General features: G+C 68.3%; 15 protein-coding genes. 9 read left to right on the top strand and 6 right to left on the bottom strand.

The features are described from left to right. The first annotated feature begins 10 nt into the window (after nucleotides 1-10). The 6 genes from AWC02_RS07515 to AWC02_RS07490 all read left to right on the top strand — a co-directional run bounded on the left by AWC02_RS07515 (nucleotide 11) and on the right by AWC02_RS07490 (nucleotide 6,115). A complete protein-coding gene (locus tag AWC02_RS07515) occupies nucleotides 11-439 on the top strand; it encodes a Zn-ribbon domain-containing OB-fold protein (protein ID WP_085128154.1) in 429 nt (142 codons plus the stop codon). Continuing rightward, entirely contained in the window at nucleotides 436-1,641 is a 1,206-nt protein-coding gene (locus AWC02_RS07510) for a thiolase family protein (protein ID WP_109560913.1), read from the top strand. Before AWC02_RS07515 ends, AWC02_RS07510 begins: the two co-directional genes overlap by 4 nt. A gap of 50 nt (nucleotides 1,642-1,691) precedes the next feature. Then, nucleotides 1,692-2,864, top strand: a complete 1,173-nt coding sequence (locus tag AWC02_RS07505; protein WP_085128153.1) for a thiolase family protein — start codon at nucleotides 1,692-1,694, stop codon at nucleotides 2,862-2,864. Next, nucleotides 2,861-3,700: an acyl-CoA thioesterase gene (locus AWC02_RS07500; protein WP_085128152.1), complete on the top strand. Its 840-nt coding sequence runs from the start codon at nucleotides 2,861-2,863 to the stop codon at nucleotides 3,698-3,700. The genes AWC02_RS07505 and AWC02_RS07500 overlap by 4 nt, the downstream gene beginning before the upstream one ends. 84 nt (nucleotides 3,701-3,784) lie before the next feature. After that, nucleotides 3,785-4,879: a DUF7065 domain-containing protein gene (locus tag AWC02_RS07495; protein ID WP_085128151.1), complete on the top strand. Its 1,095-nt coding sequence runs from the start codon at nucleotides 3,785-3,787 to the stop codon at nucleotides 4,877-4,879. A gap of 27 nt (nucleotides 4,880-4,906) precedes the next feature. Further along, nucleotides 4,907-6,115 carry a CaiB/BaiF CoA transferase family protein gene (locus AWC02_RS07490; RefSeq protein ID WP_085128150.1) on the top strand — a complete coding sequence of 403 codons (1,209 nt, stop codon included), beginning with the start codon at nucleotides 4,907-4,909 and terminating at the stop codon, nucleotides 6,113-6,115. Between the two features lie 7 nt (nucleotides 6,116-6,122). Here the strand turns inward: AWC02_RS07490 and AWC02_RS07485 are convergent, their stop codons facing one another. After that, nucleotides 6,123-6,920 (bottom strand): FadR/GntR family transcriptional regulator, encoded by a 798-nt coding sequence (locus AWC02_RS07485; protein WP_085128149.1) that lies wholly within the window; start codon nucleotides 6,918-6,920, stop codon nucleotides 6,123-6,125. Nucleotides 6,921-7,015: 95 nt separating this feature from the next. Here AWC02_RS07485 and AWC02_RS07480 point away from each other — a divergent pair, with 95 nt between their 5' ends. The 3 genes from AWC02_RS07480 to AWC02_RS07470 are packed head-to-tail and all read left to right on the top strand — an operon-like array spanning nucleotide 7,016 to nucleotide 9,136. Next, on the top strand, nucleotides 7,016-8,488 hold the full coding sequence (locus AWC02_RS07480; protein WP_085128148.1) for an aldehyde dehydrogenase family protein: 1,473 nt from the start codon (nucleotides 7,016-7,018) through the stop codon (nucleotides 8,486-8,488). Continuing rightward, the gene (locus AWC02_RS07475) at nucleotides 8,473-8,688 is read left to right on the top strand and encodes a ferredoxin (RefSeq protein ID WP_234808986.1); all 216 of its coding nucleotides are present in this window, start codon (nucleotides 8,473-8,475) and stop codon (nucleotides 8,686-8,688) included. Before AWC02_RS07480 ends, AWC02_RS07475 begins: the two co-directional genes overlap by 16 nt. Nucleotides 8,689-8,698: 10 nt before the next feature. Beyond that, a complete protein-coding gene (locus AWC02_RS07470) occupies nucleotides 8,699-9,136 on the top strand; it encodes a DUF2599 domain-containing protein (protein WP_419179216.1) in 438 nt (145 codons plus the stop codon). Here the strand turns inward: AWC02_RS07470 and AWC02_RS07465 are convergent. From AWC02_RS07465 to AWC02_RS07445, 5 genes are read right to left on the bottom strand one after another with little or no spacing between them, the layout of a single operon-like run. Next, nucleotides 9,126-9,866 carry an RsiV family protein gene (locus tag AWC02_RS07465; protein ID WP_237160364.1) on the bottom strand — a complete coding sequence of 247 codons (741 nt, stop codon included), beginning with the start codon at nucleotides 9,864-9,866 and terminating at the stop codon, nucleotides 9,126-9,128. The two genes, AWC02_RS07470 and AWC02_RS07465, sit on opposite strands and share 11 nt — an antisense overlap. Before the next feature lie 23 nt (nucleotides 9,867-9,889). Further along, on the bottom strand, nucleotides 9,890-11,152 hold the full coding sequence (locus tag AWC02_RS07460) for an MlaD family protein (protein WP_085128146.1): 1,263 nt from the start codon (nucleotides 11,150-11,152) through the stop codon (nucleotides 9,890-9,892). After that, entirely contained in the window at nucleotides 11,149-12,372 is a 1,224-nt protein-coding gene (locus AWC02_RS07455; protein ID WP_085128145.1) for an MlaD family protein, read from the bottom strand. Before AWC02_RS07455 ends, AWC02_RS07460 begins: the two co-directional genes overlap by 4 nt. Continuing rightward, nucleotides 12,369-13,475, bottom strand: coding sequence for an MCE family protein (locus AWC02_RS07450; protein WP_085128144.1), 1,107 nt, complete (start codon nucleotides 13,473-13,475; stop codon nucleotides 12,369-12,371). Before AWC02_RS07450 ends, AWC02_RS07455 begins: the two co-directional genes overlap by 4 nt. Next, nucleotides 13,472-14,509, bottom strand: a complete 1,038-nt coding sequence (locus tag AWC02_RS07445) for an MCE family protein (protein WP_085128143.1) — start codon at nucleotides 14,507-14,509, stop codon at nucleotides 13,472-13,474. Before AWC02_RS07445 ends, AWC02_RS07450 begins: the two co-directional genes overlap by 4 nt. Nucleotides 14,510-14,513 lie beyond the last annotated feature (4 nt).

Here is a 14,513-nt window from a genome sequence, read left to right as displayed (position 1 = left end):
CCGCGACGCCATGAGCGAGACCGCCGCTGGGAAACCCATCCCGATAGTCGGGTATCTGAGCCTTCAGGACCCCCCGAAGCTGGTCGCGACGGTGTGCGTCACCTGCGGCGCGTACTACTTCGACCGGCGCGACGCCTGCGCGTCGTGTTTCGGCGCTGACTTCACCACCCAGCCGGTGTCGTCCACCGGAACGCTGGAGACCTTCACCGTGGTCGAGGTGGCCGCCCCCGGCGTGCCCGTGCCCTATGTGGCCGGCGTGGTGGACTGCGCCGGCATCTCGGTGCGGGCCAACGTCGTCAACGTCGATCCCACGGTGGATGCGGTCCGCCTGGGAATGCCCCTGCGCCTGACCACCTTTCCGATCGGTACCGACGACGAGGGCCGTACCGCGATCGGGTTCGGATTCGAGCCGGCGAGCGAAAGCGAGGACCTGCGGTGAACGGTGACATCTGGATTCTGGGCATCTCGATGACCAAGTTCGGCAAGCGGCCGGATCGCGACGGGGTGGGGCTCGGCGTCGAAGCCGCCCGCGCGGCCCTGGCCGATGCCGGGGTCAGCGTCGCCGACATCGACGTGCTGGCCGCCGGCAACCTGTTCGGCCCACCCGGCTACGGGCAGGCCGTCCAGAAGCAGCTCGGCCAGACCGGCATCCCGGTGTTCAACGTGGCCAACGCCTGCGCCACCGGGGCGACAGCGCTGCGCACCGCCATGCTGGCGATCAAGGCCGGTGAAGCCCACCTCGGGCTGGCGGTGGGCGCCGAGAAGCTCGCCGGCGCCGGGATGCTCGGCGCCTCCGGCAAGGCCGGCACCGGACCCAAGACCTGGCAGCCACAGGGACGGCTGGATGCGGTCACCGGGCTGGAGGGCCGCGTCGGGACCGACCTGATGCCCGGGGTGTTCGCCCAGATCGGCATGCAGTACCTGCATCGCCACGACTACGCCGGAACACCGCTGGAACTGTTCGCCCGGATCAGCGAGAAGAACCACTCCCATTCCACGCTGAACCCGCTGGCGGCCCACACCAAAGCAATGTCCGCGGAGCAGATCATGAACGATGTCATGATCGCCTACCCGAACACCCGCCCGATGTGTTCGGCCAACTGCGACGGCGCGGCCGCAGCAGTGGTGGTCAGCGACGAACGGCTCCAATCGCTTTCGGCCGAACAGCGCCGGCGCGCAGTCAAGGTCAGCGCCTCGGTGCTGACCACCGACCCCTGGGAACCGGCATGCCAGGTACTGCCCAACGTCAACACCGTCACCCGTAACGCCGCAACCCAGGCCTACGAGCAGGCCGGACTCGGACCCGCCGACCTGGACCTCGTGGAGCTGCACGACTGCTTCGCCACCGCCGAACTGGTGCACTACGACAACCTGGGCCTGTGCCCGCCCGGCGGCGCGGTCAACTTCTTCGAAAGCGGCGCGCCCTGGCGCGACGGCAAGCTTCCCGTCAACGTCTCCGGCGGCCTGCAATCCAAGGGCCACCCGATCGCGGCCACCGGAATCGCCAACGTGTGGGAGATCTGCCAGCACCTGCGCGGCGAGGCCGGACCGCGCCAGATCGACGGCGCCCGTGTCGGTTTGGCGCATGTCATCGGCCTGGGCTCCACCTGCGGCATCCACATTCTGGAAAAGGCCGGCTGACTCCCCGCACACATCGACCCAGGCAACATCCCGAGGGCAAAGGAGTCCCCGTGACCACACACCAGACACCCGGCCGCGACGCGGTGATCGTCGGCGCGGTGCGCACGCCGGTCGGGCGCCGCAACGGCGCGCTGTCGGGCATCGCCGCCGGTGAGGTGTCCGCGCAGGTGCTGCGGGCCCTGGCCGACCGCACCGGAATCGATCCCGCGGTCGTCGACGACGTCATCTGGGGTTGTGTGAGCCAGGTCGGCGAACAGACCGGCAACATCGCCCGGCACGCGGTGCTCAGTGCCGGCTGGCCCGAGGACGTGCCCGGCACCACGGTGGACCGGCAGTGCGGATCCAGCCAGCAGGCGCTGCACTTCGCCGCAGCGGGGGTCATCTCCGGCCAGTACGACGTGGCCGTGGCCGGCGGGGTCGAGATGATGAGCCGGGTGCCGATGGGGGCATCGCGCGGCGTCGACGTGGGCGATCCGATGACCGAATCCGAGCGGGAACGCTACGGCATCAAGCACTTCCACCAGGGCCTCGGCGCCGAAATGATCGCTGAGCGCTGGTCGCTGTCACGTTCGCAGCTCGATGAGTTCAGCGCCGGTTCGCACCACCGCGCGGCGCGGGCCATCCAGGCCGGCGAGTTCGCCGACGAGATCGTGCCGGTGACCCTGCCCGACGGAACGACCGTGGACACCGACGGCGGTGTCCGGCCGGACACCACGGCCGAGAAACTCGCCGGGTTGAAGCCCGCCTTCGCCGCGGACGGCGTGATCACCGCCGGCAGCTCGTCGCAGATCAGCGACGGGTCCGCGGCGCTGCTCATCACCACCTCCGAGCGGGCCCGCGCACTGGGGCTTACGCCGTGGGCCCGCATCCACACCGCAGTCCTCGCCGGTTCCGACCCGGTGATGATGCTGACCGCACCGATACCCGCCACCGCGAAGGCCCTCGACCGGGCCGGCCTGGCGATATCGGATATCGGCACGTTCGAGGTCAACGAGGCGTTCGCCCCCGTGGTGCTGGCCTGGCTGAAGGAGACCGGGGCGGGCGAGCTGGCGACCAACCCGAGCGGCGGGGCTATTGCGCTGGGCCACCCGCTGGGCGCCTCCGGCGCGCGCCTGATGACCACGATGGTGCATCGCATGCGGCGCGAAGGAATACGGTTCGGCCTGCAGACAATGTGCGAGGGCGGCGGGATGGCGAATGCGACGATCATCGAGTTGCTGTGAACCTCACCTCGCGTGAGGTCTTCGACGAGAACCAGGTCACTCCGACAGCGGTAGCCGAGCTGTTGACGCTGCGGCGGCTTCCGCACGACCGCTTCCTTGCCGACCCGGTAGCGGTGACCGGTCGGCGCGCCATCTACGGCGGCCAGATCGCCGCCCAGGCGCTGCGCGCCGCCAGCCTCACGGTGCCCGGCGACCGGGTGGCGCACTCGCTGCACGGTTACTTCCTGGCGGCCGGCGACGCCGGCAGCCCCCTAGAACTGCAGGTGGACCGCGATCGCGATGGCGGCCGCTACTCCGGCCGGCGCGTCACCGCGTATCAGGGCGGAACCGCGATCTTCTCGATGGGATGCTCCTTCTCGCGCCCCAAAGATGACGCCACCGAATACCAGGCCGTCGAGATCCCCGCCGTGCCGCCGCCGGCCGAGCTGACCACCTATGAGCTCAATGCCTCGCGCACCTTCGACCTGGAAGCGCGGGTGCCCGACGGGGGCGAACCCTGGTACCGGTGGCCGGCGCGGTTCTGGGTCCGCATCCGCGAGCCGCTGGACGACGATCCGAACGCCCGGGCCTGCGGGGTGGTGTTCGTCTCGGATCTGTGCACCGGGCTGTCCCGGGCACCGGAGATCGAACGGGTGGGCCTGCTGCCGAGCCTCGATCACGCGGTGTGGCTGCACCGGCGAGGCGATCCCAACGACTGGCTCCTGCTCGATCTGCATCCGCTGGCCGCCTCGGGCGGCCGCGGTGTCTACGCCGGTCAGATCTATGACCAACGCGGCACTCTGGTGGCCAGCCTGACCCAGGAGTCGCTGTTCGACGCCACCGGCGGCGACCCATAGGCAGGCGTCCTGGCGGTTCATCCGGCTGGCTGATCGCAGCAATTAACTACTAAATCAGTATCCTTTTCAGTTAGGATCACGGCTATGTCGACCAGGCCGTCAGCGGAGACCTTGGGAGCCACACCCCAAGCCGCTAACCCGGATTCGCCGTTCACCCCGGCCGACGACGACTTCCACCCCTGCCCGTCCGACCCGTTCTGGACCGAGACCACCTGGTGGTCGTTCAACATCCCCGAACGCAAGATCGGCGGGTGGCTGCACGCCGAGTTCCACACCAGCCGCGGCACCGCGACATGGCGGGTCTACGTCTGGGATCCGGCCGGTGCGACCCCGGAACACCTGCGGTATTTCCGGATGCGCAGCGAAGTCCCCCTCACCGACACCAGCCTGGACCTGCGCGACATCGTGCTACCCGGCGGCGGATTCAGTGTGCGGATGGTGCGCCCCATGCGCGAATACCGCATCGAGTACCAGGACCCGGAGTCGGACTTCGCGGTGCGGCTTGACTTCGAGGGCACCCACGACCCGCGCCGATTCACCCCCGGCGAACCGCCGTTCATGACGCACACCCACTTCGATCAGCTCGGCCACGTCACCGGCGAGCTGGTGCTGAGCGGGGAGCGGATTGCGCTCGACTGCTACTCGATCCGGGACCGGACCTGGGCCCCGCGGGGAGGTCCCCGGCCCCCGCGAACCGCCCCGGCGGACCAGGGCGACCGGGTCCTGCACCCCGGCGGTGCGCGCTGGCGGGAGATCGAGCGGGAACGCGGCCGCGGCCGGATCCAGTACATCTTCGGCCATTCCGGACCGCGCACCGGCTTTCTGGCCTTCGCCCGAGTCGCCGAGGGCGACGCCGAGGGCTGGTCCCCGCTGAACCACGGCTGGCTGTTGCGGGACGGCCGTTTCGAGCGGTTGGACAAATCGGCCAGCCGGATGAAGAACTACCGCGACCCGGTCACCGGCTGGAGTTCGCACATGCATGTGCATCTGGTGGACCTCACCGGCCGGGTGATGGACGCCGAGGGGTTCACGGTCAGCCACATCTGCGAGCGCGGCGGCGGCAGCACCGCGCTCATGCGGTGGGATCTCGACGGCGAGATCGGCTGGGGCGAGGACCAAGACATCTGGCATCCACAACATTTCGCCCGCATGCTCGAAGCCCTGCACGCCACGCACTGACGCGAAACCCAGATCAGGAGAAACCAAGTGATCCGACCGTTCGAGGGCGTACGCGTCATCGAGGTGGCCGCGTGGACATTCGTCCCGGGCGCAGGCGCCATTCTGGCCGACCTCGGCGCCGACGTGATCAAGGTCGAGCCGCCCACCGGTGACCCCCAACGCGGCCTGCTGAATTCGCTCAACGGCGACACCTCGCTGCCCAATCCGTTCCTGCAGGTGCCCAACCGCGGCAAGCGCAGCATCACCCTGGACCTGTCCCGTCCCAGTGGCATCGCGACACTTCGCCAGTTGACCGCCACCGCTGACGTGTTCTTGACCAGTTACCTGCCCAAGGTGCGCGCCAAGCTCGGCATCGAGGCCGAAGACCTGCGCGCCGGCCACGAGCGCCTCATCTACGCCCGCGGTTCCGGCTGGGGCATCCGCGGGCCGCAGGCCGACGCCGGCGGATTCGATGCCGCCGCGGCATGGTCGGCGGCCGGCGTCCAGCACAAGCTCACCGCACCCGGCGCCGAGGCGCCGGCCGCGCAGCCGGCCGCGTTCTTCGACCTGCAGGGCTCCAGCGCGATCGCCGGTGCGATCGCCATGGCCCTGTTCCGCCGCGAGCGGACCGGCCAGGGCGGGGTGGTCGATGTCTCGCTGCTGAACACCGGCATGTGGACGATGGGTCCGGATCTGGCCGCCAGCGCGGTCGGCGTCAGCGAGATCCCCCGCACCGACCGTCGGGAAGCGCCGAATCCGATCGTCAACAGCTACCGCACGGCCGACGACCGGTGGCTGAATCTGGTGTGCCTGCAGTCCGATCGGTTCTGGCCCGAGCTGTGCGAACTCGTCGGGCGCACCGACTTGGCGCAGGACGAGCGATTCGGCAATGCCGCGCAGCGCTTCGCCAACCGTGCGGCCTGCGTCGCCGAACTCGACAAGGTCTTCGGCTCCCGGACCCTGGCGGAGTGGAAGCAGCTACTCGCGGGGTTCTCCGGAGTATGGTCTGCCGCGGCCACCTTCGACGAGGTGTGCGAAAGCCCGCAGGTGGCCGACAACGGATACCTGCCCACGGTCACCGGGACAGACGACCGCCCCTTCCGGCTGGTCGCACCGCCCTACCAATTCGACGAGACCCCCAACGTTCCCGTCGGTCCCGCGCCCGAACTCGGACAGCACACCGAGGAGATCCTGCTCGAGTACGGCCTGGACTGGGATGCGATCAACTCCCTGCGCGACGACGGCGCCCTGGGCTGATGCGATGTCAGACGTAGAGGTCGAGCACGGTTTCCTTGGCGAGTCCGCCCCACAACATGTTGCGGCCGGCCCGCTCCATATGCGCGCTCCAGAGCTCCTTTGCCTCAACGCCGTTGCCCGCTTCGATCAGCGCGGTGAACTTGTTGAAGGTCCGGATGGTGCGCTTGAACTGCTTCTCGATCTCGTCGTGATTGCCCGCGGCAACCGCCATCACCCGGGCCATATGCCGGGTGACGACTTCGCGCAGCACGGCCCCGACCAGAGCAATCGTGTTGTTGCCGGCCCGTTCCAAGATCAGGTCGTGGAACCTGAAGGCAGCAGCCGACCACTGGCCGAAATCGGCGGCGACGGTTCCCCGGGCGACCAGCGCCGCCAGCGCCGCGGCCGCGGTCTTGAGGTCCTCGACGTCCTGCGGTGTGGCGCGTTGCGCCAGCATCTGCGCAGCGGCGGGCTCGAAGACCTTACGGGCCTCGTAGAGGTCGGCCAGCGTGGTTCCCGACATCTGCAGGAGCAAGCCGAAGTTGCGGGCCGCCACCGAGGTTTCCGGCGCGGACACCAGGACCCCGCCCCGCGACCCGCGCCGGACGACGATGAGCGATTCGCTCTCCAGAATGCGAAACGCCTCCCGCAGGGTGGGCCGCGAGACGCCGAACTGCTTGACCAGCTCCACCTCGGTGGGCAGCGCGTCACCGTTCTTCAGGACACCGCGGACAATGCTGCTGCGCAGATGATCTGCGATGATCTCGGCCGTCTTGGGCGCCCGCACCAGCTTTCTCGAACCAGCGCCCGGATTCACCGTAGCCATATCAGCACTCCTTGGCCGTCCGCGGCGCACACCGCCCGCCCCGAACCCGAATATCTAAATCAGCATACTCATCGCCCATCTACCAGGAGGATTCCGTGACCACGACACGACTACCGGCCCGCGGCCTGTTCATCAACGGCTCGTGGGTCGAAGGCTCGGGCAGCGAAGTCCTCGAGGTCGTCAACCCGGCGAACGAGGAGATCATTGCCGAGGTACCGCAGGCGACCACCGCGGATATCGACACCGCCGTCGCAGCGGCGCGCACTGCTTTCGACGAGGGCCCTTGGCCCACAATGCGTCCCGCCGAACGCGGACGCATCCTGGCGGCGATGGCCGACGAGCTGACCCGCCGGAGAGCCGAACTCGTCGAACTGAACATCGCCGAGGCCGGCTCCACCCGGATGCTGGCCGACATGCTCCAGGTGGGCACCCCCATCGACCACTTCAACGATCTGGTGCACCGCGTGCTACCCCAGTTCTCGTTCGAGGCGCCGGTTCCGCCCATCTACGGCCAGGGCATCGGGCACGGGGTCGCGGTGCGCGAAGCCTACGGTGTCGCCGCACTGATCACCGCGTTCAACTTTCCCTTCCTGCTGAACCTGGCCAAGGTGGGTCCGGCGCTGGCCGCCGGCTGCACGGCGGTGCTCAAGTCCTCGCCCTATACCCCGCTGGAGGCCATGGTTCTCGGTGAGATCGCCGAAGCCGCAGGGCTGCCCCCGGGCGTGCTGAACATCGTCACCGGCGATATCGCCGCGGGCGAGCGGTTGACCCGCCATCCGGGCGTGGACATCATCAGTTTCACCGGATCCGACGCCGTCGGCCGCAAGGTCTACACCCAGGGCGCCGAGAGCATCAAGAAGGTGGTGCTCGAGCTCGGCGGTAAGTCGGCGAACATCCTGCTCGACGATGCCGACCTGGACAAGGCGCTGCAGGGCGTGTTGGCCGGCTTCATCACCCACGCCGGTCAGGGCTGTGCCCTGCAGACCCGGATTCTGGTGCACGAGTCACTGCACGACGATCTGGTGGCCCGAATCGTCGGCGTCCTGGGATTCATCAGCGTCGGTGATCCGTCCGACACCGCGACCATGATGGGACCGCTGATCCGCGAGGTGCAGCGCGAGCGGGTGGAGTCGCTGATCGCCAGCGGTGTCGAAGAGGGCGCGCAGATCGCCTTCGGCGGCAAGCGCCCGGCACACCTGGACCGCGGCTACTACGTCGAGCCGACGCTGTTCGTGGGTGTCGACAACAGCATGCGCATCGCGCAGGAGGAGATCTTCGGCCCTGTCGCGGTGGTGATTCCGTTCACCGATGACGACGACGCGGTGCGGATCGCCAACGACAGCCGCTACGGTCTGGCGGGCGGGGTGTGGTCGGCGGATCCGCTGCGTGCCGATGCGGTCGCCCGAAGACTGCGGACCGGGATGGTCGTGATCAACGGCGGCGGTGGGGGACTCAACCCCGCTTCCCCGTTCGGCGGCTACAAGCAGAGCGGCATCGGCCGCGAGTTCGGCGAGTACGGGCTGTCGGAATACCTGCAGCACAAAGCCTTGCAGTGGCCGGTCGGGTAGGCACTGCGGTGCGCGCGATCGTCGACCACGACCGGTGCGAGGGACACGGCCGGTGCTTTGCCGTGGCACCGGATCTCTTCGACCTCGATGACGACGGCTACAGCGTGGTCGACGAGATCACGGTGCCCGAAGGCCGGCACGACGACGCCCGCGAAGCCGCGTCGTCGTGCCCCCGCGCGGCTATCCGGCTGGTGGACTGAGAAGGATGTGTTGAGCGGGGGACGCGTGGCCGCCATCGCGGCGGGGGTGCTGGCGGTGCTGTTCGCCGGCAGTTCGGCGAACGCCGATCCAGTGCCCCCGCGGCCGCCGGGTTCACCGCAGTACATCGACCATGTGGAGTGGGTCGACAACGGCGACCGGGCGACCCTGCGGGTGTTCCCCACCGCGTGGGGGTGGGCCGCATCCGGGGTGTTCACCAATGGCGCCCAAAGCTATGACGCCTGGGCTGAGCTCCTGCAGAACGCACCGGATGCCAACACGCTGACCATGCAGAAGCAGTTCTTCTGCTTTTGGCAGCTGTCGTCGTTCACCAACCCGGGCAAGGTCGGCACCTGGAACCTGGAACCGTGGCGGCCGGTGGTGGCCGACACGATCATGCTCAACTCCGGGTGTAACCCCGGCGGCCCCGACGACGTTCTCAATTGGTGATCGGCACGAATTCCGGTGCGATGAGGTCGATCACGGCCGGCCAGGGAATCGTGATGACGTGTAAGCCGCGGCCGACCTGGTACTCGGGGAAATGCAGTTCTATTCCCTGTGCGGTGGGAATCCACGCTCTGAAGTTGCGTTCCAGCGGCGCCATGCCGGGGCCGTATTCCGCCCAGCCGCCCAGCGGAGCCGGATAGACCGACGGCAGGATCTTCTTGGTCAGCTCGGAGAGCCTGCGCAGGCCGGCCTGTCTGTCGACGAAGAGGTTCTCCCAGACGATCTGAATCCCGCTGCGCGCATCGAAAACCCGGGTCGCCACCGTCTTGTACGGCATGTTCGGCAGCTCGACGGCGTTGTACTCACCGTCGAACAACGCCGATACGGTGACCGGCCGGAACAACAACCGCCCCTGAGTGCGAAACGTCCATGGCGTGGTGTGGCTGGAGCTCGCCACGTAGGTGGCGATCTGCCCGGCGGCCTCATCGTCGAGGATCTGGTTGATCGGATCGGTGATCGCCGGGTCGCCCCCGGCGATCCTCTCGTAGTCCACCGTCCAGGTCCCCAGCTCGTTGGGACTGGTCCCGGTCAGCCTCGCCGGGATCACCGCGTAGCCGGCACCGCCTGATGCCGGGTCCGCCAGGGCTGGTGCCGGCGACAACAGCGCCAGGCCCGCCGCCAGCAGGACCGGCAGCATGCGGCGCCACAGCGGGCCCGGACCGGATTCCGACATGGGTGCGCTCCTTTCGACTGCACTCATGGCCCGCTCGGCGGCGGGGGCAGGGGCAGCGTCGGTCCGGCATAGGGCAGATCAATGGTGTACGGCCCCTGCGGGGTTCGATCGGCGCGCTGCAACGGGTTGACGCCGGGCGGCGGTCCCGCGGTGTCGTCCCCCGGCGGTCTGGGCGCGTTGCGGGCGCCCCGAACCAGATACTTCGGGTCCGGGTTGGGGCAATAGGTGTACAGGTACGGTTCCGGATGGTCGGCCACGGTCGGCGGGGCCTTGGGCAGGTTGAAGTCACACGAATACCGTTGGTACAGACTGACGGCTCCCCACACGCCACCGTCCCGGAAAGTACTGGCGGCCGCGTCCAGCGCCGATCCGTCGCGGTACTGCGGGAAGAACAGCTCCTGCAACGCCGGGACCCGGACGTACATCAGTTGCGACACCGTCGTGAGATTGCCCAGCAGCTGCACCATGGTGGGTGAGTTGTCCGCGATCAGGGCGTCGATACCCGCCATGGCCGCCGGTCCGCTGTCGAGAAGCCGCCGATACCCACCGTCCATCTGCTGCACACCGCGCAGCACCGACGACAGGTTCGCCGAGGTCGCCGCCAGCCCTGGACTGACATCGCCGACGGTGGAGAGCACCACCTTGCTGGTGTTGAGCAGACTCACCGTCTGCGGCAACACCGAGTCCAGCGTCGACGCCAAGAACGCTCCGCCGTCGAGGATGGCCGCCAGCTTCTGCGGCCCCTGCCGACCGACCCGGAGTTCGTCGAAGACGGCGGCCAGCGTCGCCGGATCGAGCTGGGCCAGCGTGCCGTCCATATCCGCCAGCAACCTCGACAGTGAGACCGGCGTGCGTGTCCGGGCGGTGTCGATGACGGCTCCGTCGGTCAGATACGGGCCGGCGTTGGTATCGGCCCGGAAGTCCAGGTACTGCTCTCCCGCCGGCGACAGCGCCGATACGTGCGCAACGCTGCCGGCCGGCACGGCGGCATCCGGGTCCAGAGCAGCGGTCGCCACGACCCCGTCGCCGGACATGTCGATCGAGTGCACGCGGCCGATGGGCACGCCCCGCAGCGTCACGTCCTGGCCGGGCAGCAGCCCACCGGTCTCGGCCAGGTGCACCCGCACCAAGATGTCCGAGCGCGCCGGATCGATCCGCAGCGTGCCGAACAGCAGGTAGAGCACCCCGACCACCAGCATCACCACCAGCGCCGCCGCCGACAGCCCCAGCCGTCGCGCCCGGAGGTAGCGCAGCGCATCCAGACTCCACCCGAGCACCGCGGTCATGGCGACCCTGCCGGAGGAGTCGAGACGCCCGGTGCCAGCAGATTGGGCCGGGGCTGTGCCGGTGTCAGTTCGCCGGGCCGCGGGCCGATCAGATCGGGCGGGGGCACCAGCCCGGGCGGCATGGTGGGGGCGCCCCAGAACTTGTCACGCACTTTGATCAGCGCATAGCTGATGCTGCCGACCATATTGCGGAAGTCCTCCCGGGTGGGTCCGTGGCTTCCGGGGTCACCGGGGTGGTGGAGGTCGGCGAACGCGCCGACCGCCATATCGGCCAAGTCGATGTCGACGTGCGAGGAGGTGGAGTTCGTCAGTTTCAGCATCGGCCCGAATACCCTGCTGAAATTCTCCAAGGAGGCGTCGGGGGCGTTGGTCGCCGCGTCCAGTCCGGCCGACAGCCGGTTGAGGTCGGCGATCATACTGCGCGATATCTCACCCCGGACCGACGGAAACTTGGCCAGTTGCAGCGTGATGCGGTTGATGGTTGCGGCCAGGTCCACGACGTGATCGGTGTTGCCGGCCAGGGTTCCCAGTGCCGGCGCGCTTGCCTCGATGGCCTCGTCGATGGTCTGCTGCCGGTCCGACAGCGTCGTGGACAGCTCGCCGCTCTGCGCGAGCACCGTTTTGATGGCCGTCGATCGGTCCGAGAGGTTCTGCACGATCCGGGTGGACTCGTCGAGGAACTGCTTGAGATCCTCCCCCTTGCCGCCGACCGCATGCCCCATGCCGTTGACCACATTGATCACATTGCGGATGGCGCCGCCGTTGCTGAGCAGAGACGCCGTGGTGAGCACCTGCTCGACGGAGGCGGCCGTGGCGGTCGCGTGCGCGGGAATCGCATCGCCCGGTGCCATCAGCGGGCCGCCCGGGTCGGCGTCCGCGGGCGGCTTGAGCGAAACGAAGATGTCACCCAGCGGCGTTGCCGACCGCAGTTCGGCGGTGGTGCCGACCGGGATCTGGGTGTCGGAGGATATCCGCATGGTGACCACGGCGGTGTAGTCGCGCGCCGTCATCGACTCCACTTCGCCCACATCTGCTCCCGAGAGCCGAACCTTGGCCTTGGTGGGAAGGTTGAGGGCGTTGGCGAATGTGGCGGTGATCGGATAGGTCCGGGCTCCGGCGGACGGTGCGGGCAGCGGCAGCCGGTCCAGGCCGACCGAACATGAGCTGAGCGCGCCGGCCAGCACCACCGCCGCGGTCACCGAGCAGATGCGTGATGTCATGAGCCCAGACCCGCCAGTCCCTCGATCATGCTGGTGATGCCGAAATCCGGACCGAAGTCCTGGATGGTTCCGGTGGCGCAGCCCAACTGACGCATGCCCAGCAGGCTGCACATCTCTTTGGTGGCTTGCGTGTTCAGCTCGATCTGGTCCAGCAGCGGGTGTGCGCGAATGGCGGACTTGATGGGGTCGATCATGTTGTAGACGTTGTCCGCCAGCATCGGGATGAGGTCGAGCGTTTCGGCCATCTCGCGGCGGTAGTCGGCGATCGCCCGGGTGACGGTCTCGGCGTTTGCTGCGGTGGATTTGAGGACGTCCCGGTTGCTTTCCAGCAGGTCGGTTGTCTCCGTGAGGATCTGATTGAGCTGTGCGCCGGTGGATCCGCGGCCCAGGCGCTGGCCTTCCAGGACCCCGCTCAACTGCCGCACCGCGGTGCCGAATTCCCGGATGGTCGCATCGTTGTCGGCGGCGGCCTTGGTCAGCCGGTCGAGGTTGGTGACGATCGTGGTGATCGCCTCGCGGGTGGGCGCCCCGCGGTCCTGGCTGAGCTTCAGCGCCTCCGACAGCTGGCTCAGCGCCGATCGGATCTTGTCGCCGTTTCCGCCGGTCATCGATGCGCTGATGCTGAGCAGATCGGCGACCGGCCCCGAACCTGCACCGTCGCCGGCCAATTGCAGCGACAGCTTGTCGATCATCGCCAGCACCCGGTCGAACTCCACCGGTGTGCGGGTGCGGGCGAGGCTGAGCGAGTCGTTGTCGGCCAGCATCGGTCCGCCCCGATACACCGGGGTGAACTCGATGTGCCGGTCGGTGAGGATCGATGTCGAGACCGTGACGGCCTGGGCGTCCGCCGGGATCTTGACTCCGCTGTCGATGTGCATGGTGACCTGGACGTAGTCGCCCCTGGCTTCGATCTTCGCGATCTTTCCCACGCGCATGCCCAGCACGGAGACGGCGTTGCCCTCGTAGAGTCCGCTGGCGTTGTCGAACTGGGCCGTGACGGTCACGCCGCGGGCCAGCGGCCCCGGCGCGTCGTTGGAACAGCCGAACGCTGCCAGGGCCATCGCGACGACCCCGAGCGCCTTGGCGATCAGCCGGCCGCTCATCCGCAGTCCTCGAAGTAGTGCGGCAGGTTGAACTGCTTGGCGCGGCCGCTGATCGCGCACATGAACGAGTCGATGAGCGTGCCGCCCGTCGAACTGAAGTCGAACTCGTTACCGTTGCCCGTCGCGTTGGAGAAGTTCCTGATCGGAACGGGCATGATCTGCAACATATTCCGGAACAGCTCATCGTTGTGGCCGACCGAGGACAGCATTCCGTCGAGGTTGGCCAGCAGTTCGCGGGTCTGCCGGCGATCGGCGACGAGCACCGGTTGCAGCTGCCCGACCAGCTTGGTGGTCGCGTTGATGAGTCGCACGATGACCTCCCGCCGGGCCGCCAGATCGGCGAGCACATCGCGGCCCTGCAGCATCAGCACCCCCAGGCTGCTCTGCTGCCTGCCCAGCAGTTCGGACACCTGCTGCGTGCTGCGCAGCAGGCTGCCGATCTCGTCGCGCCGGGCACCGATGACCGCGGACAGGTGCGCGATGTTGTCGAGTGCCTGGGGCAGGATCTCCGGGCCGCCCTGCAGCTGCTGGGACAGTGTGGTCATCGATTGGGCGATCTTCTCGGCGTCGACGGCGTCGAACGTCGTGGTCGCATCCTGCAGCGCGGATTGCAGGTCGTAGGGCACTTCTGTGTTGGCCAACGGGATACGCCGCTGGGCCAGCCTTCCGGAGCCGGCTGGGCGTAGGTCCACATAGCGCGCGCCGAGCAACGTGGTGAGCTTGATCGAGGCTCGAGTCTCGGCTCCCAGGTGCAGGCCTTTGTCGATCTCCATTGCGACGGCCACGTGGTCGTCTTCGAGGCGAAGGCCCTTGACCGCGCCGACCCGGACTCCGGCCACCGTGATCTGATCGCCGGCACTCAGGCCGGCGGCCTGAGCGAAGTCGGCGGTGTAGGTGAGGCGGCCCACGCCGATCTTTCCCATGCCCAGCACGCCGCCGCAGAGCAGCGCGATCACCGCCACCGTGACTATCCCGAGCCGCAGGTTGCCGTGGCTCTCGATGGGGCGCCGCAGCACGGCGCTGATCCTGTTCACGTCC

This window comes from Mycolicibacter engbaekii (assembly GCF_002101585.1).
GTDB lineage: Bacteria > Actinomycetota > Actinomycetes > Mycobacteriales > Mycobacteriaceae > Mycobacterium > Mycobacterium engbaekii.
Note: the sequence above shows the minus strand (reverse complement) of the source record. Positions and strands in the feature narration are given on the sequence as shown.

Coding starts and splice junctions, on each gene's coding strand:
- AWC02_RS07455 (WP_085128145.1), bottom strand. CDS start 12,372: ATGACATCACGCATCTGCTCGGTGACCGCGGCGGTGGTGCTGGCCGGC.
- AWC02_RS07460 (WP_085128146.1), bottom strand. CDS start 11,152: ATGACCGCGGTGCTCGGGTGGAGTCTGGATGCGCTGCGCTACCTCCGG.
- AWC02_RS07495 (WP_085128151.1), top strand. CDS start 3,785: ATGTCGACCAGGCCGTCAGCGGAGACCTTGGGAGCCACACCCCAAGCC.
- AWC02_RS07450 (WP_085128144.1), bottom strand. CDS start 13,475: ATGAGCGGCCGGCTGATCGCCAAGGCGCTCGGGGTCGTCGCGATGGCC.
- AWC02_RS07465 (WP_237160364.1), bottom strand. CDS start 9,866: ATGTCGGAATCCGGTCCGGGCCCGCTGTGGCGCCGCATGCTGCCGGTC.
- AWC02_RS07485 (WP_085128149.1), bottom strand. CDS start 6,920: ATGGCTACGGTGAATCCGGGCGCTGGTTCGAGAAAGCTGGTGCGGGCG.
- AWC02_RS07515 (WP_085128154.1), top strand. CDS start 11: ATGAGCGAGACCGCCGCTGGGAAACCCATCCCGATAGTCGGGTATCTG.